Genomic DNA, 26,571 nt, shown 5'->3' with positions numbered 1-26,571 from the left:
GCGCCCCCGGTGACGGGGCCAGGGTAGCCGGTGCCGGATACTGGGGCGTATGGCTTATGACGATCTTCGCTCACTGCTGAGGGCTCTGGAGCGCGAGGGCGACCTGAAGCGCATCAAGGCCGAGGTCGATCCGTATCTGGAGGTCGGTGAGATCGTCGACCGGGTCAACAAGGCCGGCGGCCCGGCGCTTCTGTTCGAGAACGTACGCGGCTCGTCGATGCCGCTCGCCATGAACGTGTACGGAACCGACCGGCGGCTGCTCAAGGCGCTCGGCCTGAAGTCGTACGGGGAGATCAGCGAGAAGATCGGCGGACTGCTCAAGCCGGAGCTGCCGCAGGGGTTCATCGGGATCCGCGAGGCCTTCGGCAAGCTCGGCGCGATGACCCACGTACCGCCGAAGAAGGTCAAGGAGGCTCCGGTCCAGGAGGTCGTCCTGACCGGGGACGACGTGGACCTGGAGCGGCTGCCCGCGCTGTTCACCTGGCCCGAGGACGGCGGCTCCTTCTTCAACCTCGGGCTCACGCACACCAAGCACCCGGAGACGGGCGTACGCAACCTCGGGCTCTACCGGCTGCAGCGCCACGACAAGCGCACCATCGGGATGCACTGGCAGATCCACAAGGACAGCCGCAACCACTACCAGGTGGCGGCGAAGCGCGGCGAGAAGCTGCCGGTCGCGATCGCCTTCGGCTGCCCGCCCGCCGTCACCTACGCCTCGACCGCGCCGCTGCCCGGGGACATGGACGAGTACATGCTCGCCGGGTTCCTGCAGGGCAAGCGGGTCGAGATGGTCGACTGCAAGACGGTGCCGCTGCAGGTCCCCGCGAACGCCGAGGTCGTCATCGAGGGCTGGCTGGAGCCGGGCGAGATGCTGCCGGAGGGGCCGTTCGGCGACCACACCGGCTTCTACACGCCGCAGGAACCCTTCCCCGCGCTGAAGATCGACTGCGTGACGATGCGCAGGCGTCCGCTGCTGCAGTCCATCGTGGTGGGACGCCCGCCGACGGAGGACGGGCCGCTCGGGCGCGCGACGGAGCGTTTCTTCCTGCCGCTGCTCAAGATCATCGTGCCGGACATCGTGGACTACCACCTGCCCGAGTCGGGCGGCTTCCACAACTGCGCGATCGTCTCGATCGACAAGAAGTACCCCAAGCACGCCCAGAAGGTCATGCACGCCATCTGGGGCGCGCACATGATGTCGCTGACCAAGCTGATCGTCGTGGTCGACTCCGACTGCGACGTGCACGATCTGCACGAGGTGTCCTGGCGGGCGCTCGGCAACACGGACTACGCGCGTGACCTGACCGTCGTCGAGGGGCCCGTCGACCATCTGGACCATGCCTCGTACCAGCAGTTCTGGGGCGGCAAGGCGGGCATCGACGCCACCCGGAAGCTGCCCGAGGAGGGCTACACGCGCGACGGCGGCTGGCCGGACATGGTCGAATCCGACCAGGAGACGGCGGCACTCGTGGACCGCCGCTGGAAGGAGTACGGACTGTGAGTCCGGTGGCTGTGGGCGGACCGGCGCTGTTTCTCGGTGACAGCGACTACGTGGCGCTGGTGCGGGCGGATCTCGATCCGGCCGATCCGGAGGTGCGGCGGTCCGCCGAGCAGGCGGGCGTCACGCCCGAGGAGTTCGCCGGCCCGTCCGGTACCTGGGCGGTGTTGTGGGAGCGGGCCGGCGCGGGCGACGGCTTCGAGCTGCCCGGCGTACGGGACGCGGAGCCCGCGGCCTTCGCCGAGGAGCTGCGGGCGGAGCTGGCGGGCAGTGGCCCGTTCGAGATCGACGGCGGCGCCGCACTCCGCCTCGAAGGCGCTCCGGCCGGAGACGGCGCCTGGTCCCTCACCGCGCACCTCACCCCGCCGGACGAGGAGACGGGCACGCTCACCGTGGAGACCGGCCCGCTGCCGGCCGCCGGACTCCTGGCCGACCTCGACGCGTTTCTGGAGAGCCTCGGATGATGACGACCGCCGACGAGGTCGTGGGCCCCGGCCCGAACCCCTCGGGCCGGGTGAAGGCGTTCCTGCGTCTGGTGATGATCGAGCACTCGGTCTTCGCGCTGCCCTTCGCCTACATCGCCGCGCTGACCGCGATGTTCCAGCTCGACCGGAACATCCACTGGGGGCGGCTGCTGCTCGTCACCATCTGCATGGTGGGTCTCAGGACCTTCGCGATGGCCGCGAACCGGATCATCGACCGCGAGATCGATGCGCGCAATCCGCGTACCGCAGGGCGTGAGCTGGTGACCGGTGCGGTGTCGGTGCGTTCGGCGTGGACGGGTGCGCTGGTCGCCCTGGTGATCTTCCTCGGCTCGGCGGCGCTGCTCAATCCGCTGTGCCTGGCGCTCGCGCCGCTGGCGGTGGTGCCGATGGTGGTCTACCCGTACGGGAAGCGGTTCACGGACTTCCCGCACGCGATCCTCGGGCTCGCGCAGGCCATCGGGCCGATCGGCGCCTGGCTCGCGATCACCGGCGAGTGGTCCTGGGACGCGGTGATCCTCGGGCTCGCGGTCGGCATCTGGATCGGCGGTTTCGACCTGATCTTCGCCTGCCAGGACGTGGCGGCGGACCGCGCCGAGGGCGTGCGGTCGGTCCCGGCGCGGTTCGGGATCCCGGCCGCGCTGTACGGGGCGCGAGGCGCGCATGTCGTCACGATGGCGCTCTTCGCCTGGTACGCCTACGCCACGGACGCCGGGTTCTTCTTCTGGCTCGGCCTGATGATCGTGGCGGCGGCCTTCGCCTACGAGCACTCGATCGTGACGCCGCGCGACCTGTCCCGGCTGAACCGGGCGTTCTTCACGGTGAACGGTTTCATCGGCATCGCGCTGTTCGTCTGCGCGCTGCTGGATCTGCTGGTGCGGGGGCTGACGGTCTAGTAGGGCTTGGTCAGGTCCCGTGCGGAGCGTCCATACGGCGGGCCAGCTCGGCCAGCCGGTGGCGCTGGACCTTCGTCGCCTGGCCGATCACCAGGCGGCGCAGCAGCCTCGGATACGTGACCCGGACCGTCTCGGTCACGCGCGTGCCCTCGCCCTCCGGGACCAGGTCGACGAGCGCGGTCAGGCGGACGCGGCCGGGGCTGCGGACCTCGCTGAGGATCTGCCGCTCCGGCTCCGGGAACGTCATGGTCACCTTGATCGGGTTGTCCCAGTGCAGCGGTCCCAGCGGGAAGCGCTCCACCGCGACGTATCGGATCGCCTCCCCGTCCCGGGTCACGTCCCGTACCGCGACCAGCAGGGGCGAGAGGCCGATATAGCTCTCCGGGCGGGAGAGATGCCCGAAGATCCGACCGGGCGGGGCTTTCGTGGTGACGTGGTGGCTGAACTCCTCGGTGGGCACGGCGCCATCATGCCGGTGCGGCCCCACGGACGACACCCCGGGCCGGTCAACTCCTTGTGGCTGACGTAAGGTTCAGCGGTCAACGAACGTAGCGTTCGTACTCGCAGGGGGAGTCCGTGAGGGGGAAGTCCGTGCAGCTCAAGCTCAAGCCCCGTTCCTCGGCCGGCTGGACCATGTCGGTCTTCGGTGTGCTCGCCGCCGGGATGGGCATCGTGGGGCTCATCGCGCCCGCCGTGCTCATCGAGGTCATGGGCTTCTCCGCGGCGCCCGAAGGGGGACGGCCCGAAGGCGACCACACGCTGGTCTTCCTGACCGCCTCCTCCATGGCGGCGCTCAACATGGGCGTCTACTACCTGCTCGCCGCAGGCGCCGACTGGACCTCGTTCTTCCGCTGGACAGTCCCCTTCCGCCTCCTCACGTTCACGGTCTTCACCCTCGCGGTCCTCGCCGACCGGGCTCCCGCGGGCTTCATCGGCGTGGGCCTGTGGGAGGGCGTGGGCGCGCTGGCGACGGCGATCGCACTGCGTGCCGACAAGCGACGGGCCGCCGCACAGCCGCATGCGGCCGCCACGTCCGCCACGTCCGCCTGACCCCGGCGGCCGCCGGACGCGCCCGCGCGGCCCCCTGACCGCACCCGTCCGGCCGCAGTCCCGGCCGCTCCTTACCGCAGCCGCCCCCATGCCGCTCCCGACCCTTACCGCTCCCGCCGGAACAGGAACGCCGCGAGGACGCCGCCCACCAGGCCGAACAGATGCCCCTGCCAGCTGATGCCCTCCGTGGTCGGGAGGGCGCCCCACAGGATCGAGCCGTAGACGGCGCCGACGAGCAGGCCGATCACCACATCGGATATGCGGCGGTCGACGAAGCCACGGACCAGCAGATAGCCGAAGAGGCCGAAGACGACCCCCGAGGCGCCGGCCGTCACGGAGAACGCGGGCGCCGTGAGCCAGACGCCCAGCCCGCTGGTCAGGATGATCAGCGCGACCACGAAGGAGAAGCGGCGCAGGCCGGAGAGCGCGGCGAGGAATCCGAGCACGAGCAACGGCATGCTGTTGGCGATCAGATGGTCCCAGCCGTAGTGCAGGAAGGCCGCCGGGATCACGTCCCGCAGCTCGCTCAGCTCGCGCGGCGATATGCCGTACGTGTCCAGGGCGTGCCCGCTCGCCACGTCGACCGCTTCGAGCAGCCACAGCAGCCCGAGCCACGCCACCATGACGAGCCCGGCCGCCTTCGCCCGCTCGCCGCGGCGCGAGCGCGCTGCCGTCGGCCCCGCGGGACCGGCCGGTCCGCCGCACCCGGATCCGTACCCCTGTCCGTACGACATGAGCAGTCCCCCTTGCCCCTTGCCCCGGGGCCGCCGACGCCGCGACGGCCCTTCACTTCCTTCAACGGACGGGAGGCCCGCCTTGGTTCCTGGGAGCAACGGCTTCCGGGCGCCGGATAGGCTCGGGGGTATGAACGAAGCCGAGCGCATCCCCTGGGTGGTCGGGGTCTCCGGGGCCTCCGGGACGCCGTACGCCGCCGCGGTGCTGCGCGGGCTGCTCGCCGCGGGGGAGAGTGTGGACCTCGTGGTGAGCCGGGCCTCGCGGCTGACGCTGCTCGACGAGACGGGTATTTCCTACCGGGACGCGCACTGGCGCGAGGACCTGGGGCAGTGGCTGGCGCGCGGCGCCGACGGGAAGCCGGGGACGTATCCGGGCGTCGACCTGTCGGACGTACGGCACTGGGGCGCCGGTGATCTCGCCGCCGGGCCGAGTTCGGGCTCGTACCGGACCAAGGGGATGCTGATCGTGCCCGCCTCGACGGCCTGTGTGGCCGGGGTGGCGCTCGGTCTGTCGAAGGACCTGCTGCAGCGCACGGCGAGCGTGACGCTCAAGGAGAGCCGCAGGCTGGTGGTGGCGGTGCGCGAGACGCCGCTGAACGGTCAGACGCTCAGGCATCTGGTGAGCCTGGACGAGGCGGGAGCCGTGGTGCTCCCGGCCTCGCCGGCCTTCTACGCGGGGGCGAGTCACATCCAGGATCTGGTGGACTTCGTCGCCGGGCGGGTGCTGGACGCGGCGGGTGTGCCGCACGGCCTGTACCGCCGCTGGGAGGGAGAACTGGGCGGGGGCTCCCGGCAGGGGGAGCCCCGTGGTGGCTGAGGGTGTCCGCCGGGCGGGCCTTCGGGGCCGTCCGGCGGAGGGGCTCAGCGCTTCGTGCTGCGCCGCGTCGTGCGGGACACCTTGTCCTTGCGGGCGGCAGCGGTCGGGGACTTGTGGGCACGCGAGCGGTCGGCCAGCTCCTGCAGCGAGCGCATGTGGGCGTAGGCCATCTCGAGCGTGTACACGGTGAAGCAACTCCTGGTGATCGGCGGATCGTCCTCGATCCGCGCTGTATGGATGGCCGTCCGGTGGGGCGGCCATTGCGTCAATCTGCTGAATCCGAGGGCAAATCTCGGATGATTCGCAGGGGATCGACCCTGCGTGCCTTAGATTTTACACGTAAACTCGCTCGAACGCTAAACAATGGAAGGTGCCAGGCGAATGGACGCGGTGGACAGGCAGCTCATCCAGGCCCTCAGGGAGAACGGCCGGGCTTCGTACGCCGAACTCGGGCGTCTCGTGGGCCTGTCGGGGCCCAGCGTCACCGACCGGATCAACCGGCTCGAGAGCGCCGGAGTGATCACCGGCTACCGCGCGACGGTGGACTCCGCCTCGCTCGGCCTCGGCGTGACCGCCCTCATCGGCATCTCGCTCTCCGACTCCACCGACCACGAGGACGTGGCGCAGCGGCTCAAGGACCTGAGCGAGATCGAGGACTGCTGGTTCATCGCGGGCGACGACTCGTACATGCTCAAGGTCCGTGCGAGTGACGTGGACGGCCTGGAGAAGACCATCCGGCGACTCAGCGGCACCAAGGGTGTCTCGCGCACCCGGACGACGATCGTGCTCTCCACCAAATGGGAGAACCGGGTCGGGGAGCTGCCCGAGGAGTTCTGAGAGCGGGTTTGCCGACACGCTCCGGGGTTCCGCCGCACACGCCCCCGGTGCCGCGCGGCGTGTGAGGGGGCCGCCCCGCCGGACTGTCGGTGGCGGGGCGTACCGTGGGTGGTCGGCACAAGACGTCAGTGATCGGGAGGCGGCCAGGTGGACGCGGGACTCAAGCGCGACCTCGAAGACAAGGTCCGCTCCGGAGAGCGGCTGTCCCGCGAGGACGGCATCGCGCTCTACGAGAGCGATGACCTGGCCTGGCTCGGCGGCCTGGCCCACGAGGTGCGGACGAGGAAGAACGGCGACGTCGTCCACTTCAACGTCAACCGCCACCTCAACATGACGAACGTGTGCACCGCGTCCTGCGCGTACTGCTCGTTCCAGCGCAAGCCGGGCGAGAAGGACGCGTACACGATGCGCATCGAGGAGGCCGTCCGCCTCGCCAAGGCGATGGAGAACGACAACCTGACCGAGCTGCACATCGTCAACGGCCTGCACCCCAACCTGCCGTGGCGCTACTACCCGCGCTCGCTCTCCGAGCTGAAGAAGGCGCTGCCGAACGTCTCGCTGAAGGCCTTCACCGCCACCGAGATCCACCACTTCGAGACGATCTCCGGGATGTCGGCCTCCGACATCCTCGACGAGCTGATCGAGGCGGGCCTGGAATCGCTGACCGGCGGCGGCGCGGAGATCTTCGACTGGGAGGTCCGCCAGCACATCGTCGACCACCGCACCCACTGGGAGGACTGGTCGCGCATCCACCGCCTCGCGCACGAGAAGGGCCTCAAGACCCCGTGCACGATGCTGTACGGGCACATCGAGGAGCCCCGCCACCGCGTCGACCACGTCCTTCGGCTGCGTGAGCTGCAGGACGAGACCGGCGGCTTCCAGGTCTTCATCCCGCTGCGCTACCAGCACGACTTCGTCGACATGCAGGACGGCAAGGTCCGCAACCGCCTCCAGGCGCGCACGACCATGGCGACCGGCGCCGAGGCGCTCAAGACCTTCGCGGTCTCCCGCCTCCTCTTCGACAACGTCCCGCACGTCAAGGTCTTCTGGGTGATGCACGGCGTGCAGACCGCCCAGCTCGCCCTGCAGCACGGGGCGGACGACATGGACGGCTCGGTCGTCGAGTACAAGATCACGCACGATGCCGACAACTACGGCACGCCCAACAAGCTCTCCCGCGAAGACCTCCTCGACCTGATTCGCGACGCCGGCTTCCAGCCCGTCGAGCGCAACACTCGCTACGAGGTCATCCGCGAGTACCCGGGGCCGGACGCGGAGCGACGGGAGTCGCCGCAGCCGATGCGGCTCTGACGCACGGGGCCACGCCGCGGCCGTGACGTACGGGTCCGGCCGCGGCGCAGACCGACCGCTGTGCTGAGCCCAAAACGGACATGGTTCACTGGACGGGCAGGATTCTCGTCATGAAAAGGGGCCAGCCGTGGCAGCCAAGCTGAACGCCACTCTCCGCTACAGCCTGATGCGCATCGGTATCTTCGCCGCCAGCTTCCTCGTGCTGTGGGCCCTGGTCTACTTCGGCCTGCTGCCGCGCGGCCTGGGCGAATCCAACTACCTGTGGGTGCTGATGCTCGCCATCGTCATCTCCGCCCCGCTCAGCTTCGTCCTCCTGCGCAAGCAGCGCGATGCCATGTCCGAGCAGATCGTCACGGGCGTCGACCGCGCCAAGACCAGGCTCGCGAACAACCGCAGCATGGAAGACGGCATGCTGTAAGGCTCATCACACCCGAAAGCCCCTGGACCCCTGTGTCCAGGGGCTTCGGCGTTCCCGGGCCCCGTCGGCCCAAAGCAGCCCTTTGAGTTCCTCAAAGTTCAAGTGTTAACGTGTTCGACATGAAGACAGCAGCCGCGCCACGCGACCCCCAGGGCATCCCGCTCGTCGCGCGCCTGCACGTCGATCTCTGCCGCTGCCTTTCTGCTGCGTGTACCGCACGGCCGCGCGCGGCCTGTTGCCGCGCCTGACTCAGCGACATTCCGCAGCGGCGCCGTCGAGTCCCTCACGGCAGTCGCTCCGTTGTGAAGTCCGCCGGAACCTCGCCCGCACCCCGCACGAGATTCCACGCAACACGTACGTCCCCATCCCCCCGCGCACCTCACCTGGAGTGCCCCCGTGTCCTCGACTGTCAAGGACTCCTCGCGGAAGCCCGGCTTCCGCATACCGCTGCCCTTCTGGGCGCAGATCCTCATCGGTCTCGTGGTCGGTGTCGGCCTCGGCGCCATCGCCCGCAACGGCGAGGTCGACTGGCTGGTCACCACCCTCGACCAGGTCGGCTCGATCTTCGTCCAGCTCCTGAAGCTGGCCGTCGCCCCGCTGGTCTTCTTCGCGATCCTGGTGTCCATCACCAACCTCCGCAAGGTCAACAACGCGGCCCGCCTGGCCTCGCGCACCCTGCTCTGGTTCATGATCACCTCGCTGATCGCGGTGACCATCGGCCTCGTCATCGGCCTGCTCACCAACCCGGGCTCCGGCACCGGCCTCACCCCCGAGGACGGCGCGAAGCCCGAGCACGCCGGCTCCTGGCTCGACTTCCTGACCGGCATCATCCCGACCGACGTCATCACGCCGTTCACCGAGCTGAACGTGCTGCAGATCGTCTTCATGGCCGCCGTCGCCGGTATCGCCATCCTGAAGATCGGCGAGAAGGCCAAGCCGGTCCTCGAACTCAGCGAGTCCATCCTCGCGCTGCTGCAGAAGGCCCTGTGGTGGGTCATCCTGCTCTCCCCGATCGGCACCGCCGGCCTCATCGGTCGCGCCATCGCCACCTACGGCTGGGACCTGATCAGCAAGTACGCGACCTTCACCGCGGACATCTACATCGGTTGCGCCCTGGTCCTCTTCGGCGTCTACCCGCTGCTGCTCGCGACCGTCGCCAAGGTCAACCCGCTGCAGTTCTTCAAGGGTGCCTGGCCCGCCATCCAGCTGGCCTTCGTCTCCCGCTCCTCGGTCGGCACCATGCCCCTCACCCAGAAGGTCACCGAGCGCCTCGGCGTCCCGAAGGAGTACACCTCCTTCGCCGTCCCGTTCGGCGCCACGACCAAGATGGACGGCTGCGCCGCGATCTACCCGTCGATCGCCGCGATCTTCGTCGCGCACATCTTCGACGTGCAGCTCGGCATCAAGGAGTACCTGCTGATCGTCTTCGTCTCGGTCATCGGCTCCGCGGCCACCGCGGGTCTGACCGGCGCGACGGTCATGCTCACCCTGACCCTCTCCACCCTGGGCCTCCCGATGGAGGGCGTGGGCCTGCTCCTGGCGATCGACCCGATCCTGGACATGATGCGCACCGCCACGAACGTCGCAGGTCAGTCGGTGGTGCCGGTGATCGTCGCGGCCCGTGAGGGCATCCTCGACAAGACGAAGTACGCCAGGGCCTCGGCCTCCCCGATCGACGAGCCGTCCCAGGACGAGGAGCTGGACAACGCCCAGCCGGTCCCGGTCCCGGCCTGACCGGACGAGGCGTACACGCATCGGTGCCCGCACCCCTCCACAGGGGTGCGGGCACCGCGCTGTTTGCCGCGGGTTCCTGCGGGGATGTGCGTCCGCGCTGGTGCTTGACGCGACGACCCTCCGATTCCGGTCAGTCCCCTTCCGGTCCGCAGGAGGACCCTCGGCTCGGGAGCGATCCGTACAGCAGGAAGTCGTTGGCCTTGTCGCGTACGCACTTCGACGAGGCGTAGCCCGTGTGTCCCTCGCCTCGGTTGTCGAGGACCACGGCCGGGTCGCCGAGGCGGCGGGCGGTCTCGATCGTCCAGCGGTAGGGGGTGGCCGGGTCGCCGCGGGTGCCGACGAGCAGCATGTCCGGGGTGTCGACGTCCTTGATCTTGCGGATGAAGTCGGTGCCCTTGGGGCGGCCGGCGCAGAGCATCACCTCGTAGAGCCGGGTGGGGCCGAACACCGGTGAGGCGGCCTCGAAGTCGGCCTCCAGCTTGTTGAGCAGCTCCTCGTTCCCCAGGTCTGCGGCGGTGAACCGGTCCGGGTCGTCGGCGCAGTTCACGGCGATGAGGGAGGCATTCGGGTTGTCGAACGGCACATCCTCCTCGTACGGACCGACCTGGCGGCTGACGGCCTCGGGTGACGGCAGCAGCAGTGCGCCGGAGAGGCGGAGCAGTGAGCGCGGGTCGCCGTCGAGGACCAGGGAGAGCAGGCCCTGTGAGAGGTACGGCCACATGTCGCGGTTGTAGAGCGCGCGGCTCATCGAGACGACGAGGTCGGCGCCCGTGAACTGGCCGAAAGGCGTCTGAGCGGGGAACTCGTTCAGCTGCTCGACCAGCTTGACGATGTTCTCCTTGGCCTCGCGGGAGTTGGGGCCGAGCGCGCAGCCGGTGTTCCGCGAGCACCAGGTGACGAAGTTGTCCAGGGCGGTCTGCTGCCCTTCCGCCCCGGCCAGCGCCTGTTCGGTGAGCGATTCGGTCAGTGTGTCCACGCCGTCGAGGACGAAGCGGCCGACATGGTCCGGGAACTGCGCGGCGTAGACGGCGCCGAGTCGTGTCCCGTAGGAGAAGCCGAGGTAGTCGAGCTTCTTCTCGCCGAGCGCCGCGCGGATGATGTCGAGATCGCGGGAGACGTCCACCGTCCCCATGTGCGCGAGCACCGGTCCGGAGTGCTTGCGGCACACCTTGTACTGGGCCTTGAGCATCTCCAGGGCGAGCACCGTGTCGTCGCCGTCCTGTCCGGGCTGCAGCTGGGGCATGTCCGAGCCGTCGCCGCAGGTCACGGGGGAGCTGAGGCCGACGCCGCGGGGGTCGAAGCTCACCACGTCGTAGGCGTTGGTCAGTTCGCTGAAGATCTTCTCGCCGCCTGCCAGGGCGGGCACTCCGGGGCCGCCCGGCCCGCCGAAGTTCAGCACCACCGAGCCGCGCGGGTCCTTCGCGGAGGAGCGGAAACGAGCCATTTTCAGCTTCAGGCTGTCCTTGCCGGGCTCGGCGTAGTCGAGCGGCACCTCGACCGTGCCGCACTGCAGGTCCTCGGGTGCGTGGGCGAGGCCCGTGCACGTGCCCCATTTGATCCGCTGCTCGTAGAAGCCCCGCAGGTCCGGCTGCTCGTCGTGGTTGTCACGTCCGGGCGGCCCGGCGGTTTCGGCGCCGTCCGCGGGCGCGACGGCCGCGGCTCCGGCCGCGAGCAGTGCCAGAGCGGCCAGTGAGGCGATCGCGCGTATGTGCATGGCAGCCCTTCGCCGGTCTGCCCCTTCGGCCACCATAGGTGGGCTCGGGAGGGGCGGCATCCGGGACGGCGGCGGGCCGCCGGGCTCACCTGGGCGGCGTCCAGGGCTGCCCGTCCAGCAGGTTCGCGAGCCCTGCCCAGGCGAAGTTCATCAGGGTGGTCGCGGCTTCGCGTGCCGTGACGTGGGGCGTCGCATTGGCCCATACGGCCAGTGATTCGGCCGCGCCGACCAGCGCTTCGGCCAGCCCGGCGACCTCGCCTTCGGGCAGCGCCGGATTGCTGTGTGCCGCACGGGCCGCCTCGGCGATGAGCAGGGTCACGAACGCGACGATCTCCTCGCGCATCACCGCCACTTCCCGCGCGAACGGCTCCCCGTGGGTGCGGGCCTGGCTGTGCAGCACCGCCCAGCCGTCCGGGTACTCGGCGGTATGCGTGAAGAACGCGAGCAGCCCGGCCCACAGCTGCCCGTCGGCGGGTTCACCAGGCGTGATCCCGCTGCGTACGGCCTCGACGAGCGCGGCGGCCTCCCGCCGGATGCACGCCGTGAACAGGTCTTCCTTGGAGTTCAGATACAGGTAGACGAGCGGCTTCGACACCCCCGCGAGCTCCGCGATCTCGTCCATCGAGGCGGCCCGGTATCCGCGGCGTCCGAAGGTGGTGACGGCGGCCTCCATCATCTGCCGCTCCCGCTCGGCCCGCGGCATCCGCTTGCCGCGCCGGCCGCCCTTCTTCGCCTCGCCGTTCCCCGCGCCCTGCACCCCGTCCGCCTTCCCCCACGACTCCTGCACGTGAGGGTCACCCTACGCAGGCGTCTGCGGTATGCGGAAAAGGCAGGAGCCCCGCATACCCGTACGTGACGGGGAGGGGGCTCCTTGGGTGGTGCACTCTTGCCTGGGTCAGGAACGGCCCGGGCGGATCAAGCGAGTGTCGCCTCGATCAGATCAGATCAGAGCGGGGTGACGTTCTCCGCCTGCGGGCCCTTCGGGCCCTGCGTGACGTCGAAGTTCACGGCCTGGTTCTCCTCGAGGGAGCGGAAGCCGGACGCGTTGATCGCGGAGTAGTGGACGAAGACATCCGGGCCGCCGCCTTCCTGGGCGATGAAGCCAAAGCCCTTTTCAGCGTTGAACCACTTGACGGTTCCGGTAGCCATAAAGCCCTCCTATGGGCCATAGGGTCGCCCTGCTCCAGAACCTGCGGCGAGTGTCACCACTACTGCGAAAGTCCTAAAACGACGAGAGCCCGCGGTCACATGCTCCGCAGGCTCTGTACTGCAAGGGAAACCAAACTGCAACTTGCGGCGAGCCTAGCACGCAGTCCGCGGCCAGGGATAGAGGGCAAGATCACGTCACTCGAACGTTTGACAGGGTCGATCCGGGCGTTGACGAAGAGTGACATTTCGGTAGGAAACGGGCGAGCCGTGACGGGGCGAGTGGAACCCCCCGGCCTCCGCCGCGCGCCGGGGCGGAGCTAGTCTCGCGATGTGGACATTTCTCCCGTGGGTTTCCGTCGCAGCCGGCCGCGCGTCGGTCATATCCAGTTCCTGAACTGTCTGCCCCTGTATTGGGGACTTGCCAGGACGGGCAGTCTGCTCGACCTCGAGCTCTCCAAGGACACCCCGGAGAAACTCAGCGAACAGCTCGTCCGCGGCGATCTGGACATCGGTCCGGTCACCCTCGTGGAATTCCTGAAGCACGCCGACCAGCTCGTCGCTCTGCCCGATATCGCGGTGGGCTGCGACGGCCCGGTGATGTCCTGCGTGATCGTCTCGCAGACGCCGCTCGACCGGCTCGACGGGGCGCGCGTCGCCCTCGGATCCACCTCGCGCACCTCCGTACGCCTGGCGCAGCTGCTGCTTGCCGAGCAGGTCGGGGTGCGGCCCGACTACTACACGTGCCCGCCCGACCTCGGCCTGATGATGCAGGAGGCGGAGGCGGCCGTACTGATCGGGGACGCCGCCCTGCGCGCGAACCTGCACGATGCGCCGCGGCTCGGTCTGCAGGTGCACGACCTGGGCGCGATGTGGAAGGAGTGGACCGGCCTGCCGTTCGTCTTCGCGGTCTGGGCGGTCCGGCGCGACTACCTGGAGCGTGAACCCGAGGTGGTGGCGAAGGTGCACGAGGCGTTCCTGGCCTCGCGCGATGTCTCCCTGGAGGAGGTCGCCAAGGTCGCCGAGCAGGCCGCGCGCTGGGAGTCCTTCGACGCCGGCGTCCTCGAGCGCTACTTCACGACGCTCGACTTCCGCTTCGGCGCGGAGCAGCTTGCGGGCGTCACGGAGTTCGCCCGCAGGGTCGGGCCGACGACGGGGTTCGCGGCCGATGTGCGGGTGGATCTGCTGACGGCGTAGGGCCGCCCGTCCGCCACGGCTCGCGCCCGTCCGCCCTCGGTGGCGTCCCGTCCGCCCTCCCTCCCCGTCCCGTCCGCCCTCCCCCGAAGACCGGGAACGCGGACCCCAGGGGGCCGGTGCCAGGTTCGGGCCTACTCTGCTGGGTAGCGCACGCAGGCTGGTGACACCCGGGGGAGGCCGACACCATGCAGCCGCTCGAAGCGGGTGAACCCGCCGCCATCGGCCCGTACCGGCTGCTCGGCCGGCTCGGCGCGGGCGGGATGGGCCGGGTCTACCTCGGTCGCAGCGTCGGCGGGCGGACCGTCGCCGTGAAGGTCGTCCATCCGCACTTCGCCCTCGACGAGCAGTTCCGCGAACGCTTCCGCCGCGAGGTCGCGGCCGCCCGCCGCGTCGGCGGCGCCTGGACCGCGCCGGTGCTCGACGCGGACGCCGAGGCCTCCGTGCCCTGGGTGGCCACCGGCTATGTCGCCGGGCCCTCGCTGGCCGACGCGGTCGGCGAGCGCGGCGCGCTGCGCTCGCTGCCCGATCATTCGGTACGGGTCCTGGGCGCCGGACTCGGCGAGGCGCTCGCGGCCGTGCACGCGCTCGGCCTCGTCCACCGGGACGTCAAACCCTCCAACGTACTCCTCGCCCTGGACGGCCCGCGCCTGATCGACTTCGGGATCGCCCGCGCCACGGACGGCACCGCCTCGCTCACCTCCACCGGCGTCTCCATCGGCTCGCCCGGCTACATGGCCCCCGAACAGATCCTCGGCAAGGGCGTCACGGGCGCCTCGGACGTCTTCTCGCTCGGCGCGGTCCTCGCGTACGCGGCCACCGGCGCCGCGCCGTTCACCGGCGACTCCTCGGCGGCCCTGCTCTACCAGGTCGTGCACACCGATCCTGAAGTGCCGCTGCCCGGCGGTGACCTGCGCGAGGTGATCCTCGACTGCCTCGCCAAGGAACCCTCGGCCCGCCCGGCCCCCCAGGAGGTGGCGCGGCGCCTTGCGCCCGGCGGGGCGGCGGAGCTGGTGGCGGCCGGGTGGCTGCCCGGTCCGCTGGTGGAGCAGGTCAGCAGGACCGCGGTGAGGCTGCTCGACCTGGAACCGGAGAGCGCGCCGCCGGATTCCGGGCCCGTGGGGTTCAGCCGGCCGTCGATGGGGGCGGGGGTGTTCGGGCCGCCGGACCCCTCGTACGCCCCGGCTCCTACCTCGGCGCCGGGCTCCATGCCGTCCTCGCCTCCGCCTCCGCCTCCGGCTCCGGCTTCGGAGCCGGCCGGGACCCCGCCCCCGACCTCACCCTCGGAACCGACTCCGCCCCCGGCCTCGGAGCCGATGCCGTCCCCGACCCCACCCCCGGGCCCGCCCGCGCCACCCGGCAAGCTCTCCTTCTCCGTCACCGCGGACTCCACCCGGACCGGCAACGCCCGCGGTCGCCGAGTCAGTTGCACGCTCGCCCTCGCCGTGGCGAGTGCCTTCGCCGCGGTGAGCCTCGGCGCGGTGTTCGTTTTCGACCTGCTGCCCGGCGACGGCGGCAAGGGGGCGCAGGGCGCGAAACCGCCGACGCCCTCGGAGTCGGCGGGGCCTTCGCCGTCCGCGGAGCCCTCCGATGCCCAGACGGAACCCGAGGCCACGGGCGGGCCCGAGACCCTGGACAAGATCCCTGAGCGCTACCTCGGAACCTGGCGGGGCAAGGCCGAGATCCTCGACGGCCTGGTCCCGGCGGGCACCGTGGAGGTGACGGTGCGGCAGGCGGCCGTGGGCGAGCAGCTCGGCAGCGCGAGCATGACCGACGAGCTGGGCGCGAGCACCTGCACCGACATCCTGATTCTGACCTCCGTCACGGACGAGGAACTGGTCGCGAAGGGTCGGGCGAAGAACAAGGGGGACTCCCGCTGCACCCAGAACGACCACGTGGTGCGGCTGACCCCGGTCGACGACGACCTGCTGTACAAGTCGAAGAACCCGGACGGCGGCGATCCCGAGGCCCGGCTGTCGAAGACCGGGTAGGCGTGACCGTCGAAGCCGGGTGGACCCGGCCGTCGAAGACGGGACCTGTCCGGGCGCCGAAGACCGGGTAGGTCCAGGTCGTGTCGGACCCCTGGCGTACGCTGGATCGGTCCGTCCAACCCGTCCGAAAGGGACTGCCCGGTGACCGAGAAGGCCGCACTCCAGTCGATTCTCGACCGCGCCGCAGACGGTGGGCGGATCACCCCGGAAGAGGCCCTCGACCTCTACCGTCACGCCCCGCTGCACGCGCTCGGCAGCGCCGCGGACGCAGTGCGCCGCCGCCGCTACGCCGGTACGGAGCACATCGCCACGTACATCATCGAGCGGAACATCAACTACACCAACGTCTGCGTGACGGCCTGCAAGTTCTGCGCCTTCTACGCCCCGCCGAAGGACACCGCGAAGGGCTGGACCCGCGATCTCGACGACATCCTGCGCCGCTGCGCGGAGACGGTCGAGCTCGGCGGCACGCAGATCATGTTCCAGGGCGGCCACCACCCGGACTACGGCGTGGAGTACTACGAGGAGCACTTCTCGGCGATCAAGAAGGCGTACCCGGAGCTTGTCATCCACTCCCTCGGCGCCTCCGAGGTCGAGCACATGGCCCGGATCTCCGACGTCTCCGTCGAGGAGGCGATCCGCCGGATCCACGCCGCCGGTCTCGACTCCTTCGCGGGCGCGGGCGCCGAGCTGCTGCCCGAGCGGCCCCGCAAGGCGATCGCGCCGCTCAAGGAGTCCGGAGAGCGCTGGCTGGAGATCATGGAGATCGCGCACAACCTGGGCGTGGAGTCCACCTCCACGATGCTCATGGGCACGGGCGAGACCAATGCCGAGCGTATCGAGCACCTGCGGATGATCCGCGACGTCCAGGACCGTACGGGCGGCTTCCGCGCCTTCATCCCGTACACGTACCAGCCGCAGAACAACAAGCTGCGCGGGCAGACACAGGCGACCCTCTTCGAGTATCTGCGGATGATCGCGATCGCCCGCGTCTTCCTGGACAACGTGGCACACATCCAGGGCTCCTGGCTGACCACCGGCAAGGAGGTCGGCCAGCTCACGCTGCACTACGGGGCGGACGACCTCGGCTCGGTGATGCTGGAGGAGAACGTGGTCTCCTCGGCGGGCGCCAAGCACCGCTCGAACCTGCAGGAGATCATCGAGATGATCCGTACCGCGGACCGTGTCCCGGCGCAGCGCTCCACGACGTACGAGCACCTCGCCGTGCACGACGACCCGGCGGACGACCCGGTCGACGCGCGCGTCGCCTCGCACATCTCCTCGACGGCGATCGAGGGCGGCACCGCGCACCCGGAGCTCAAGCTGCTCCCCGCCAACTGAGCGGGCCGCCTTGCTGACACTGCACGCCACGTCCGGCGGGGACGCGGTCCTCGTCTCCGGCGAGATCGTCGAAGCCCTCGGGCCGTACGAGGAACTGTCCGCCGCGCACCCCTCGGCCCGGGTGCGGCGCTGGCCCGGACTGCTCACGCCCGGACTGCTCAACCCGTACGGTCCGGAGATCCTCGAATCGACGTACCACCCGGATCCGCGTGAGGCGGACAGTTTCGGCACGGCGCCGATCGGCGGCGCCCGCGCCCGCGAGATCTTCAGCGCCGAGCCCTCCCGCCTCGGGCCGAGCGCCCGACGGGGCGTGCAGCGGCTGCTCGCGCACGGGACGGTGGCGATCGGCGGCGAGCTGAAGTCCAAGCCCGCGCTGGACGCGGTCCGGGGTGCGGGCCTCGTCTTCGCGGCCCGCCCCGCCCAACTCCCCGGCCCGGTCTCGCTCTCGCCCCGGCCGCTGGTCCTCCTCCCGCCGCTGGCGGTGGGCGGCCCGGCCCGCTTCGCCGTCTTCGACGTCCCGGCCCGCGAGGAGCTGGTCCGCCTCGGCGCGTCCACGTGCGTGGCCACGGTGATCGGCGGACGGCTGGTGTACCGGGGGCGGTGACCCGGCCCCCGGGTGGCCCACCCGCCCGTCGGTGCTCCGCGCAACTGGGCCACAATGGGCGGGTGACCCGCGCATCCCTGGACAAGCAGCCGCACGAAGTCGCCTCGATGTTCGACGACGTCGCGGAGAAGTACGACCTCACCAACGACGTGCTCTCCCTCGGTCAGGACCGGGTGTGGCGCAAGGCCGTGGCGCGGGCGGTGGACGCGAGACCGGCGCAGAAGGTCCTCGACCTCGCCGCCGGCACCGCCACGTCGAGCCTCCCCTTCGCACAGACCGGCGCGTACGTCGTCCCCTGCGACTTCTCCCTCGGCATGCTCCGGGTGGGCAAGCGCAACCACCCGCATCTGCCGTTCACCGCGGGCGATGCGACGAAACTCCCGTTCCGCGACGACAGCTTCGACGCCGTGACGATCTCCTTCGGCCTGCGCAACGTGCAGGAGACGGACCAGGCGCTGCGCGAGCTGTACCGGGTGACGAAGCCCGGCGGCCGCGTCGTCATCTGCGAGTTCAGCCACCCGACGTGGGCCCCGTTCCGCACCGTCTACACCGAGTACCTGATGCGCGCGCTGCCGCCGGTCGCCCGCGCGGTCTCGTCCAACCCCGACGCGTACGTCTATCTCGCCGAGTCCATCCGCGACTGGCCCGACCAGCCCGCACTCGCGGCGAAGCTGCAGAAGGCGGGCTGGTCCGAGGTCGCCTGGCGCAATCTCTCGGGCGGCATCGTCGCGCTGCACCGCGGCTTCAAGCCCGCCTGAGCCGACGGCGGAAGAGCCGGAAGAGCCGGAAGAGCCGGAAGAAGCGGAAGAAGCGGAAGAAAGCGCGGAGAGCTGCCCCATGCCGTACGAGGACCAGGCGCCGAAGGCCGAGGACTATCTGCCGGTGCTCGAGGAGATCGCGGCCGGTGCGCTCACCGGTCTCGGCCGCTCCGCCGACTACATCCCGGCGCTCGCCGGCGTCGATCCTGACCGTTTCGGCATGGCGGTCGCGGATCTCGACGGCGGGGTGTGCGGGGTGGGGGAGTGGCACACCTCGTTCTCCGTCCAGTCGGTCACCAAGGTCTTCGCGCTCGCCCTCGTCCTCGCGCACGAGGGGACCACGCTCTGGGAGCACGTGGGGCGCGAGCCCTCCGGCAACCCCTTCAACTCCCTGGTGCAACTGGAGTACGAGCACGGTCTGCCGCGCAATCCGTTCATCAACGCGGGCGCCCTCGTCGTCACCGACCGGCTGCAGAGCCTGACCGGTGACGCGAGCGCCGACCTGCTCGACTTCCTGCGCGCCGAGAGCGGCAATCCGGCCCTCGACTTCGACCCGGAGGTTGCCGCGTCCGAGGCCGCGCACGGCGACCGCAATGCCGCGCTCGCGCATTTCATGGCCTCGTACGGCCATATCCGCCAGCCCGTGCCGACCCTCCTCGACCACTACTTCCGGCAGTGCTCGATCGAGATGAACTGCGCCGATCTCGCCCGCGCCACCGGCTTCCTGGCCCGGCACGGCCTGCGGGCGGACGGCTCACGGCTGCTCAGCCGCAGCGAGGCCAAGCAGGTCAACGCGGTGATGATGACCTGCGGGACGTACGACGCGGCCGGGGACTTCGCGTACCGGGTCGGGCTGCCTGGCAAGAGCGGCGTCGGCGGCGGGATCGTGGCGGTCGTGCCCGGGAGATGCACGGTGTGCGTGTGGAGCCCGGGGCTCGACGAGCGCGGGAACTCGGTGGCGGGTGTCGCGGCGCTCGACCGGTTCACGACGCTGACGGGGCTGTCCGTCTTCTGAGCGCCGACGGGATATAGCCTCGTGCGGGCCCTGGTCGTACGGGAGTTGACGGGAGTTGACGGGAATCGTCGGCGGGAACCGTGGCGGGGCCGAGCTGAGTCCGTACGGATGCGGAACACCGCTCCCGTCTGTCGTCCCCCGAGGTCCTGGAGCCCGCTTTGTCCCCTGACAGGCCTGAACGGCCTTGCCCTGACTGCGGCACCCCCTTCCTGGAGGAGGCCCGCTTCTGCATGAAGTGCGGGCGGGCGAGGGGGGAAATGCCGCCTCCGGCCGCGGATCCCGGTCCCCCGCCTCCGGCCGCGGATCCCGGTCCCCCGCCTCCGGCCGCGGATCCCGGCACCTTGCCGTCGGCTTCGTCCGCCCCGCCCCAGCCGCCGAACGCCTCCGCGCAGGGAAGCCCGCCGCCTCCGGCCACCGCTCCCGGCGCCCCGACCGCCGCTCCCGGCGTCCCGGCCACCGCTCCCGGCGTCCCGGCCGCCCCGCCGCCACCCGTGTACATACCCGTTCCCACGGCAACCGCCCCCGGCGCGCCCTCCCCGCTCGGTGCCTTCCTCGGCCGTGTGTTCCGCACCGGCTGGGCCGCGTCCGTGCAGGCCGTGCTGTGGCCGGTCGGGATGCTGCTGATCGCCTCGGTCGCGCTCTCCATCCCGTCGTACGGGCTGGACGAGGACGACGTCGTCTCGGGCACCGACCGCTTCCGTATCGTCCTGGCGCTGCTGCTGCAGGGCCTCGGCGGCGGCTTCGAGGTGAGCGGTCCGGGCAGCCGGTACGGCGGTGGTGACGATCTCTTCGGGTCGGGCGACGGCGGGTTCGGGGACGGCGGTGCCTTCGGGCGCGGCGGCGCCCGGTCCGAGATCTTCTCGCTCTCCGTCGCCCCGCTGACCCTCACCGTCCTGTGGATCGTGGCCGTGCTCATCGGCGCCCGGCTGCTGCGCACCCGCCAGGCCCTCGCGCCCGCCCCCTCCCGTACCGCCGGTCTCGAAGCGGCCGTACGGATCGCGCTGCTCGCGAGTGCCGCGGTCCTGGTGCTCGCTCTGATCGCCCAGCCCACCATCGAGGGCGTCGAGTTCTCCTCGCTCCCCTTCCTCGCCGTGCTCGGCACACTGGCCCTCACGCTCGCCACCGCGGGCGCGGTCCTGCACCGGGACGATCTCGCGCAGTGGCTCGCGGCGCGCCCGGGCGCGCAACGTCTCGTACGGGTCACGGCAACCGCCCTGCGTGCCCTGGCCGTTGTGCTCGCGCTCGCCGCCGCCACCGGGTATGCCTGGCTCGCCTCCCTCGATGACATGGGCAAGGAGGGCCTGCTCGTCCTCGTCGCCTTCCTGCCGAACATCGGCGCCGCGGCGCTCGGCCTCGGCTGGGGCGGCGCGCTGGAGCTCACCGCGCGCGGCAGCTCGGGATTCGGCAGTCGTACGGAGACCGAGAAGCTCGACCTGTCCGAGCTCGCCGATCTGACCGGTGACTGGGTCATGGCGGTCGGCCTCGGGCTCGGCGCGGTCTGCGCCCTCACCGTCGCCGTGACGGCGGCCCGCCGCCATCCGAACCGTGGCGAGCAGGCCCTGGCGGCCGGTCTGTTCTTCGGCCTGCTGCTGCTCGTGTGCGCGCTGTCCGCCCTGGGCGTCGACGGCAGAAGCGGGGGGATCGTCGGCCTCGGCGGCGCGGGCGCGGCCGAGGCCGCGCTGGACATCCCGGAGATGCTGCTGTTCGGTCTGCTGTGGCTGTCGGCGGCGACGTTCCTCGGGCCGTACGTGCAGCGGATGCTGGGCACGAACACGATGCCGCCCGCACCCTACGCATCGACAGCGGCGCCGGGGCTGTCCGCACCGACAACGGCAACGGGTCCGTACGCTCCGACACCGGCCCCGGGTCCGTACGCTCCGACACCGCCCCCGGGCCCGTACGCGCCGCAGCAGGGACCCGGGGCCGACACGGCCCCGGCGCCCTTGCCGGCGGATCCGTCCCCGACCGGGGAACGGCCGCAGGCCCCCACCGCGCCGCCCGAGCCCGTGTACGACCTCGGGACGGTGGGGCAGCCGGAGACGCTGGCCTCCGGCCCGGCGGCTCCGCCCGCCGAGCGCTCCCGCGTCACCCTCTGGATCGTCACCCTCACCGCGGCCCTGGCGCTCGGCGGCGGTGCGGCGGCCGGGTTCCTGCTGTTGCAGGACGAGGGGAGGGAGCCGGGCGGCGACGGCGATGCCAAGCCCACCGCCTCCGCGAGCCCGGGTCGGAGTGAGCACGAGAGCCCGGGTGCGAGCGGCAGCGAGCCCCCGGGTCCGGAGCGTTCCACCGCCCCCACCGCTGAGGACTCCGAGAGCCCGGCGACGCAGGCCGACATCCGTATCGTCACCGACCCGGCAGGCTTCTCCTTCGCCATCCCGAAACTGTGGAGCCGGGCGGGCGAGGAGAACGGGCAGGTCACGTACGCCGGTTCGACCGGGTTCGCGCACTTCCTGGTCGGCGTCGTGCCGGACGCCGAGGTCTCCTCGTACGAGAACTTCCGGAAGATCGAGGAGCGCTCGCGGCAGAAGACCGACTACCGGCGGATCCGCCTGGAGGAGAACACCTTCCGCGGGCAGCCGGGCGCGATCTGGGAGTACACGTACACGGAGGAGCAGACCGGGCGCACCGTGCACGCCATCGACCAGGGCTATGTCGCCGAGGACGGCACGGAGTACGCCATCTACTACACGGACTACGAGGACGGCTGGGAGCTGAGCGGCCAGGACTTCTTCGACAAGGCCCTCGCCACCTGGAGGGTCATCGACTGAGCCCAGGCACGAACCGGACCTCGTGCACGGAACCGGACCCCGTGCACGGGACCGACCCCCGTGCACGGGACCGACCCCCGTGCACGGAACGACCCCGTGCACGGAACTACCCCGTGCACGGGACCGGACCTCACGGCGGTGCCGGGCGGTGTGCTCAGAGCGTCAGCCGGTACCGGTGCCCGCGCTTGCCGCCCACCGGTGTCGTGAACACCTCCGCGAGCTCCATTCCCAGCCGCTCGGTCACCGCGATCGACCGCTGGTTGCGGGCATCGACCATCGCGACCACATCCGCCACCCCGGCGGCCCGCAGCCGTTCCAGCGTGGTCAGCGCGGCGGCCGTCGCGAGCCCCTTCCCCCAGGCGCCCCGCCCGAGCCGCCAGCCAATCTCTATCGCCCCGTACGGCCCCCAGTCCCGGTGCGGCCAGGGCTGCGCCCCGGTGAAGCCGACGACGTGCCCCTCCTCGTCCAGAATCGTCCACAGACAGAACCCGAGCTCGGCGTCGTGCCGCCGCTGCCGGGCCGTCAGCTCCTCGTAAACCGAGAGCTCGGCGGACCTGCCGCCGTGGAACTCCATCACCTCGGGGTCGTCGAACACCCGGTGCCAGGCGTACGCGTCCTCCTCGGTCGGGACACGCAGGCGGTCGGCGGGCAGAGGGGCGTAAGAGCGAGGTGTATCCGGCGTCATCCGGGCAGCCCTTCGGTTCGTGATCAAGTCGCCCCCATAGACTGCCCTTGTCCAGTGCTTTCGGCACGCAGATTCCGTGACTCCAGGGGAGAACCCGCCGTGACCGAGCCGCTCGCCCCGAAGAACCAGCCGCCCACGATCGACTCGGAGCACTCCGCGGACGTGATCGTCGTCGGAGCCGGACCGGCCGGATCCACGACCGCGTACTACCTCGCGAAGGCCGGACTCGACGTCCTGCTCCTGGAGAAGACGGCGTTCCCGCGCGAGAAGGTGTGCGGCGACGGCCTGACACCGCGCGCCACCAAGCAGCTGGTGTCGATGGGCATCGACATCTCCGAGGAGGCCGGCTGGCTGCGTAACAAGGGCCTGCGCATCATCGGCGGCGGCGTACGGCTCCAGCTCGACTGGCCGGACCTCGCCTCGTACCCGGACTACGGACTCGTCCGCAAGCGCGACGACTTCGACGAGCAACTGGCCCGCCAGGCGCAGAAGGCGGGAGCACGGCTGTACGAGCGCTGCAACGTCGGCGCGCCGATTCTCGACGACCGCACGGGGCATGTCACGGGCGTGCACGCGAAGCTGGGCGAGGACAAGCGGGAAGTCACCTTCCACGCCCCGCTCGTGGTCGCCGCCGACGGCAACTCCTCGCGTATCTCGCTGGCCATGGGCCTGCACCGCCGCGAGGACCGTCCCATGGGCGTGGCCGTCCGCACGTACTTCACCTCGCCGCGCCATGACGACGACTACCTGGAGTCCTGGCTGGAACTCTGGGACCGCCGCGGCTCCGAGGACCGGCTGCTTCCCGGCTACGGCTGGATCTTCGGCATGGGCGACGGCACCTCCAACGTGGGCCTGGGCATCCTCAACTCCTCCAAGGCCTTCCGCGAACTCGACTGGCGCGAGGTCCTCAAGGCCTGGTGCGCCTCGATGCCGGAGGACTGGGGCTACACGCCGGAGAACATGACGGGCCCGATCCGCGGCGCGGCCCTCCCCATGGCCTTCAACCGCCAGCCGCACTACTCCAAGGGCCTGCTCCTCGTCGGCGACGCGGGCGGCCTCGTCAACCCGTTCAACGGCGAGGGCATCGCCTACGCGATGGAATCCGGCCAGATCGCCGCCGACGTCATCACCCAGGCCCACGCCCGGGCCACCCCCGCCCAGCGCGAACTGGCCCTGCACCACTACCCGAAGGTCCTCAAGGAGACCTACGGCGGTTACTACACCCTGGGCCGCGCCTTCGTGAAGCTGATCGGCAATCCGAAGGTCATGAAGATCGCCACCCAGCGCGGTCTGACCCACCCGATGCTGATGCGCTTCACCCTGAAGATGCTCGCCAACCTCACCGACCCCTCGGGCGGCGACGCCATGGACCGCATCATCAACGGCCTCTCGAAGGTGGCCCCGAAGGCATAAGCCCCGGTTCTCCGGAACGCCACGGCGTAACCCCGGTCCCCGGTCCCCCGGGCACACATAAGGGCCGCTGCATCCCCCGAGAGGAAGCAGCGGCCCTTGGCTCTGTGGTCGGCCGTGTGCGTCAGAGCACGCGCACCGCACCCGAGGCCGGGTAGCCCGAGAGGTCCTGAATGACGACGCCCTTCGAGGGGTTGGCCGCGTCCAGGTACTGGCCGTTCCCGATGTAGACGCCCGTGTGGTACGCCGAGCCCTTGCCGCCCCAGTAGAGGATGTCGCCGACCTGGAGGTTGGACGTGCCGACCTCGGTGCCGACCATCGACTGGTCCTGGGAGACGCGGGGCAGGTCCACACCGGCCTGGCGGAAGGCGGCCTGGACGAGGGAGGAGCAGTCCCACGCGTTGGGGCCGGTGGCGCCCATGACGTAGGCGTCGCCGAGCTGGGCCTTGAGGAAGGAGATGACGGCCGAGACCGAACCCGAGGCGGGCGCGGGGGCGGTCGAGGTGGTGGAGGCGGTGCTGAGCGTGGCGCGCTCGGCGGTGCGGGCGGCGCGCTCCTGCGCGGCACGCTCGGCGGCCTTCTTCTTGGCCTCCGCCTCGGCCTCGGCCTTCGCCTCGGCCTTTGCCTTGGCCTTCTTGGCGTCCTTCGCGGCCTGCTCGGCAGCCGCGTCCTTGTCCGCCTGGAGCTGGTACGCGTCGGCCGCCTGCTGGGTGGCGTCGGCCGTGGCGGCCACTGCGCTCTCCAGGTCGGCGGAGAGCGTGGGCATCTCGATGGTCTCGGTCACCGGTTCGGCGGCGTGGGCCGAGCCGGAGGAGCCTGCCACCGCGAGGGTGCTGAGGACGCCACCGGCAACTCCGGCGCGCAGCTTGGTGGTGCGCTGCGGGCGGGGCTTCCGGTGGCTGGGTATGTGAGCGGAGTGGGACATGAGAACAACGGGTATCAGGGCGCCCGGGTTCCCTTCAAGAAACGTGTCCTGCGCCACAGTTGTGACCGAAGCGTGTCGAACGCCGGGCGTGTCGGGCCTTATTGACGCCGTAACGGGCAAAAGGGACAGCCTTGATTGGGGCTGTGATCACGGGTTTCCGGGATTACGTCCGGTTTGCCCCGCGCTTACCACCGTTGGATGTTGTTGGCCAAGCCCGGCTGTTCGGCGGGTCCGCGCGTGTGGTGGAGGTCACGGAATGGTTACCGCGGCAACCCGCGGCGGCCGTTCGCCGTCCGGATGTCACTGTCCGGGCGCCGGGTCGGTGCGCCTCCACCGCCGATCGATCGTGAACGTGTGCACAGGTTCGGCCGCCGGGTGGATGTGTGGCAGTCGTCGGGCGAGGGTGCGGCGGTCGTCGGGCGGGATCGCGGTGGGGTCGCGGTGGGTCGCGGTGGGTCGCGGTGGGGTCGCCCGCGTCAGGCAAGGCTCCCCTTATCAGGTGGTTGCCCGAGCCGCCAATTTGCTTGCCACCGCCAACGCTTGATAGTGCAAGCAGTCTCTTGACCAGCGTCGACGAGCCAATTGATCACCATTGGTGACCGCCTCGGAGCTTCGCGTATGAAGATCACCGCTCATCCGACTTCATGATCGTTCGTCAGGTGGTGGAGATCACAAAGGCGTTGTCGTACCCCGTGTCGCAGATCACAGACCGGCGGGCATAGGATGCGGGGCAGTTGGGCTTGTGAACTGCCTCACATAAGCGCGATCTTGGTGAGGTGGGCCACGCGCCCGATGCCGGGACAGGTGACGGGAGAGAACCCCGTACGCAGGTCCGTCCGCCGAAGCAGTCACTGTCGACTGAGAGGAGCGAGGAGCGGTGAACGCCTATGCGCCCATCCTCGTACTGGGAGCCCTAGCGGCCGGCTTTGCGATCTTCTCCGTGGTGATGGCCACGCTTATCGGTCCAAAGCGGTACAACCGCGCCAAACTCGCAGCCTATGAGTGCGGTATCGAGCCGACGCCGACTCCGGCCGGCGGCGGGCGTTTCCCGATCAAGTACTACCTGACGGCGATGCTCTTCATCATTTTCGATATCGAGATCGTCTTCCTCTATCCCTGGGCCGTCAGCTTCGACGCCCTGGGTGTTTTCGGGCTCGTGGAGATGTTGCTCTTCGTGCTCACCGTCTTCGTCGCCTACGCGTACGTATGGCGGCGCGGCGGCCTGGAATGGGACTGAGGGGCT

General features: G+C 70.4%; 26 protein-coding genes. 18 read left to right on the top strand and 8 right to left on the bottom strand.

Annotated features, from left to right (window positions below; all coding sequences use genetic code 11):
* The first annotated feature begins 49 nt into the window (after positions 1-49).
* Genes ACLF6P_RS17225 through mqnP form a run of 3 tightly spaced genes read left to right on the top strand, consistent with a single transcriptional unit; the run spans position 50 to position 2,876 of the window.
* Positions 50-1,501 (top strand): menaquinone biosynthesis decarboxylase, encoded by a 1,452-nt coding sequence (locus tag ACLF6P_RS17225; protein WP_415951268.1) that lies wholly within the window; start codon positions 50-52, stop codon positions 1,499-1,501.
* Positions 1,498-1,962, top strand: coding sequence for a hypothetical protein (locus tag ACLF6P_RS17220; protein WP_415951267.1), 465 nt, complete (start codon positions 1,498-1,500; stop codon positions 1,960-1,962). The genes ACLF6P_RS17225 and ACLF6P_RS17220 overlap by 4 nt, the downstream gene beginning before the upstream one ends.
* The gene (mqnP, locus tag ACLF6P_RS17215) at positions 1,959-2,876 is read left to right on the top strand and encodes a menaquinone biosynthesis prenyltransferase MqnP (RefSeq protein ID WP_415951266.1); all 918 of its coding nucleotides are present in this window, start codon (positions 1,959-1,961) and stop codon (positions 2,874-2,876) included. Before ACLF6P_RS17220 ends, mqnP begins: the two co-directional genes overlap by 4 nt.
* A 10-nt stretch (positions 2,877-2,886) precedes the next feature.
* Here the strand turns inward: mqnP and ACLF6P_RS17210 are convergent, their stop codons facing one another.
* A complete protein-coding gene (locus tag ACLF6P_RS17210) occupies positions 2,887-3,336 on the bottom strand; it encodes an SRPBCC family protein (protein ID WP_415951265.1) in 450 nt (149 codons plus the stop codon).
* 173 nt (positions 3,337-3,509) lie between these two features.
* Between ACLF6P_RS17210 and ACLF6P_RS17205 the strand changes: the two genes are divergently transcribed.
* Positions 3,510-3,926 carry a hypothetical protein gene (locus ACLF6P_RS17205; protein WP_415951306.1) on the top strand — a complete coding sequence of 139 codons (417 nt, stop codon included), beginning with the start codon at positions 3,510-3,512 and terminating at the stop codon, positions 3,924-3,926.
* A gap of 104 nt (positions 3,927-4,030) precedes the next feature.
* Here ACLF6P_RS17205 and ACLF6P_RS17200 read toward each other — a convergent pair whose 3' ends face one another.
* On the bottom strand, positions 4,031-4,549 hold the full coding sequence (locus tag ACLF6P_RS17200; protein WP_415951305.1) for a rhomboid family intramembrane serine protease: 519 nt from the start codon (positions 4,547-4,549) through the stop codon (positions 4,031-4,033).
* Positions 4,550-4,790: 241 nt separating this feature from the next.
* Between ACLF6P_RS17200 and ACLF6P_RS17195 the strand changes: the two genes are divergently transcribed.
* A complete protein-coding gene (locus ACLF6P_RS17195; RefSeq protein ID WP_415951264.1) occupies positions 4,791-5,477 on the top strand; it encodes a UbiX family flavin prenyltransferase in 687 nt (228 codons plus the stop codon).
* 44 nt (positions 5,478-5,521) lie between these two features.
* Here the strand turns inward: ACLF6P_RS17195 and ACLF6P_RS17190 are convergent, their stop codons facing one another.
* Positions 5,522-5,662, bottom strand: a complete 141-nt coding sequence (locus tag ACLF6P_RS17190) for a hypothetical protein (RefSeq protein ID WP_415951310.1) — start codon at positions 5,660-5,662, stop codon at positions 5,522-5,524.
* Positions 5,663-5,858: 196 nt separating this feature from the next.
* Between ACLF6P_RS17190 and ACLF6P_RS17185 the strand changes: the two genes are divergently transcribed.
* From ACLF6P_RS17185 to ACLF6P_RS17170, 4 genes are all read left to right on the top strand, one after another.
* The gene (locus tag ACLF6P_RS17185) at positions 5,859-6,314 is read left to right on the top strand and encodes an Lrp/AsnC family transcriptional regulator (RefSeq protein WP_415951263.1); all 456 of its coding nucleotides are present in this window, start codon (positions 5,859-5,861) and stop codon (positions 6,312-6,314) included.
* 147 nt (positions 6,315-6,461) lie between these two features.
* Positions 6,462-7,625, top strand: coding sequence for an aminofutalosine synthase MqnE (gene mqnE, locus ACLF6P_RS17180; protein ID WP_415951262.1), 1,164 nt, complete (start codon positions 6,462-6,464; stop codon positions 7,623-7,625).
* Between the two features lie 127 nt (positions 7,626-7,752).
* Positions 7,753-8,043, top strand: coding sequence for a DUF4229 domain-containing protein (locus tag ACLF6P_RS17175; RefSeq protein ID WP_415951261.1), 291 nt, complete (start codon positions 7,753-7,755; stop codon positions 8,041-8,043).
* A gap of 396 nt (positions 8,044-8,439) precedes the next feature.
* Positions 8,440-9,777, top strand: a complete 1,338-nt coding sequence (locus tag ACLF6P_RS17170; protein ID WP_415951259.1) for a dicarboxylate/amino acid:cation symporter — start codon at positions 8,440-8,442, stop codon at positions 9,775-9,777.
* Between the two features lie 130 nt (positions 9,778-9,907).
* Here ACLF6P_RS17170 and ACLF6P_RS17165 read toward each other — a convergent pair whose 3' ends face one another.
* The 3 genes from ACLF6P_RS17165 to ACLF6P_RS17155 form a co-directional block, all read right to left on the bottom strand.
* Positions 9,908-11,491, bottom strand: a complete 1,584-nt coding sequence (locus tag ACLF6P_RS17165) for an alpha/beta hydrolase (protein WP_415951258.1) — start codon at positions 11,489-11,491, stop codon at positions 9,908-9,910.
* Positions 11,492-11,576: 85 nt separating this feature from the next.
* Positions 11,577-12,194 carry a TetR/AcrR family transcriptional regulator gene (locus ACLF6P_RS17160; protein ID WP_415951304.1) on the bottom strand — a complete coding sequence of 206 codons (618 nt, stop codon included), beginning with the start codon at positions 12,192-12,194 and terminating at the stop codon, positions 11,577-11,579.
* Positions 12,195-12,436: 242 nt separating this feature from the next.
* Entirely contained in the window at positions 12,437-12,640 is a 204-nt protein-coding gene (locus ACLF6P_RS17155; protein ID WP_415951257.1) for a cold-shock protein, read from the bottom strand.
* A gap of 330 nt (positions 12,641-12,970) precedes the next feature.
* Between ACLF6P_RS17155 and ACLF6P_RS17150 the strand changes: the two genes are divergently transcribed.
* The 7 genes from ACLF6P_RS17150 (at position 12,971) to ACLF6P_RS17120 (ending at position 22,308) form a co-directional block, all read left to right on the top strand.
* Positions 12,971-13,834 (top strand): menaquinone biosynthetic enzyme MqnA/MqnD family protein, encoded by an 864-nt coding sequence (locus ACLF6P_RS17150; protein ID WP_415951256.1) that lies wholly within the window; start codon positions 12,971-12,973, stop codon positions 13,832-13,834.
* A gap of 185 nt (positions 13,835-14,019) precedes the next feature.
* On the top strand, positions 14,020-15,822 hold the full coding sequence (locus ACLF6P_RS17145) for a serine/threonine-protein kinase (protein WP_415951255.1): 1,803 nt from the start codon (positions 14,020-14,022) through the stop codon (positions 15,820-15,822).
* Between the two features lie 141 nt (positions 15,823-15,963).
* Positions 15,964-17,163: a cyclic dehypoxanthinyl futalosine synthase gene (mqnC, locus tag ACLF6P_RS17140; RefSeq protein WP_415951253.1), complete on the top strand. Its 1,200-nt coding sequence runs from the start codon at positions 15,964-15,966 to the stop codon at positions 17,161-17,163.
* Positions 17,164-17,173: 10 nt separating this feature from the next.
* On the top strand, positions 17,174-17,767 hold the full coding sequence (locus tag ACLF6P_RS17135) for an imidazolonepropionase-like domain-containing protein (protein ID WP_415951252.1): 594 nt from the start codon (positions 17,174-17,176) through the stop codon (positions 17,765-17,767).
* A gap of 62 nt (positions 17,768-17,829) precedes the next feature.
* Positions 17,830-18,525: a demethylmenaquinone methyltransferase gene (locus ACLF6P_RS17130; RefSeq protein ID WP_415951251.1), complete on the top strand. Its 696-nt coding sequence runs from the start codon at positions 17,830-17,832 to the stop codon at positions 18,523-18,525.
* A gap of 79 nt (positions 18,526-18,604) precedes the next feature.
* Positions 18,605-19,540, top strand: coding sequence for a glutaminase (locus ACLF6P_RS17125; RefSeq protein ID WP_415951250.1), 936 nt, complete (start codon positions 18,605-18,607; stop codon positions 19,538-19,540).
* A 560-nt stretch (positions 19,541-20,100) separates the two neighbouring features.
* Positions 20,101-22,308, top strand: coding sequence for a hypothetical protein (locus ACLF6P_RS17120; RefSeq protein WP_415951249.1), 2,208 nt, complete (start codon positions 20,101-20,103; stop codon positions 22,306-22,308).
* Positions 22,309-22,462: 154 nt separating this feature from the next.
* Here ACLF6P_RS17120 and ACLF6P_RS17115 read toward each other — a convergent pair whose 3' ends face one another.
* A complete protein-coding gene (locus ACLF6P_RS17115) occupies positions 22,463-22,993 on the bottom strand; it encodes a GNAT family N-acetyltransferase (protein ID WP_415951248.1) in 531 nt (176 codons plus the stop codon).
* Positions 22,994-23,131: 138 nt separating this feature from the next.
* Between ACLF6P_RS17115 and ACLF6P_RS17110 the strand changes: the two genes are divergently transcribed.
* On the top strand, positions 23,132-24,406 hold the full coding sequence (locus ACLF6P_RS17110) for a geranylgeranyl reductase family protein (protein WP_415951303.1): 1,275 nt from the start codon (positions 23,132-23,134) through the stop codon (positions 24,404-24,406).
* A gap of 121 nt (positions 24,407-24,527) precedes the next feature.
* On the opposite strand, the gene ACLF6P_RS17105 is transcribed toward ACLF6P_RS17110, so the two are convergent.
* Positions 24,528-25,328: a C40 family peptidase gene (locus tag ACLF6P_RS17105; protein ID WP_415951246.1), complete on the bottom strand. Its 801-nt coding sequence runs from the start codon at positions 25,326-25,328 to the stop codon at positions 24,528-24,530.
* 877 nt (positions 25,329-26,205) lie between these two features.
* Here ACLF6P_RS17105 and ACLF6P_RS17100 point away from each other — a divergent pair.
* Positions 26,206-26,565: an NADH-quinone oxidoreductase subunit A gene (locus tag ACLF6P_RS17100; RefSeq protein ID WP_415951245.1), complete on the top strand. Its 360-nt coding sequence runs from the start codon at positions 26,206-26,208 to the stop codon at positions 26,563-26,565.
* The last annotated feature ends 6 nt before the right edge of the window (positions 26,566-26,571 follow it).

This window comes from Streptomyces lothianensis (genome assembly GCF_047779955.1).
Classification (GTDB): Bacteria; Actinomycetota; Actinomycetes; order Streptomycetales; family Streptomycetaceae; genus Streptomyces.
Note: the sequence above shows the minus strand (reverse complement) of the source record. Positions and strands in the feature narration are given on the sequence as shown.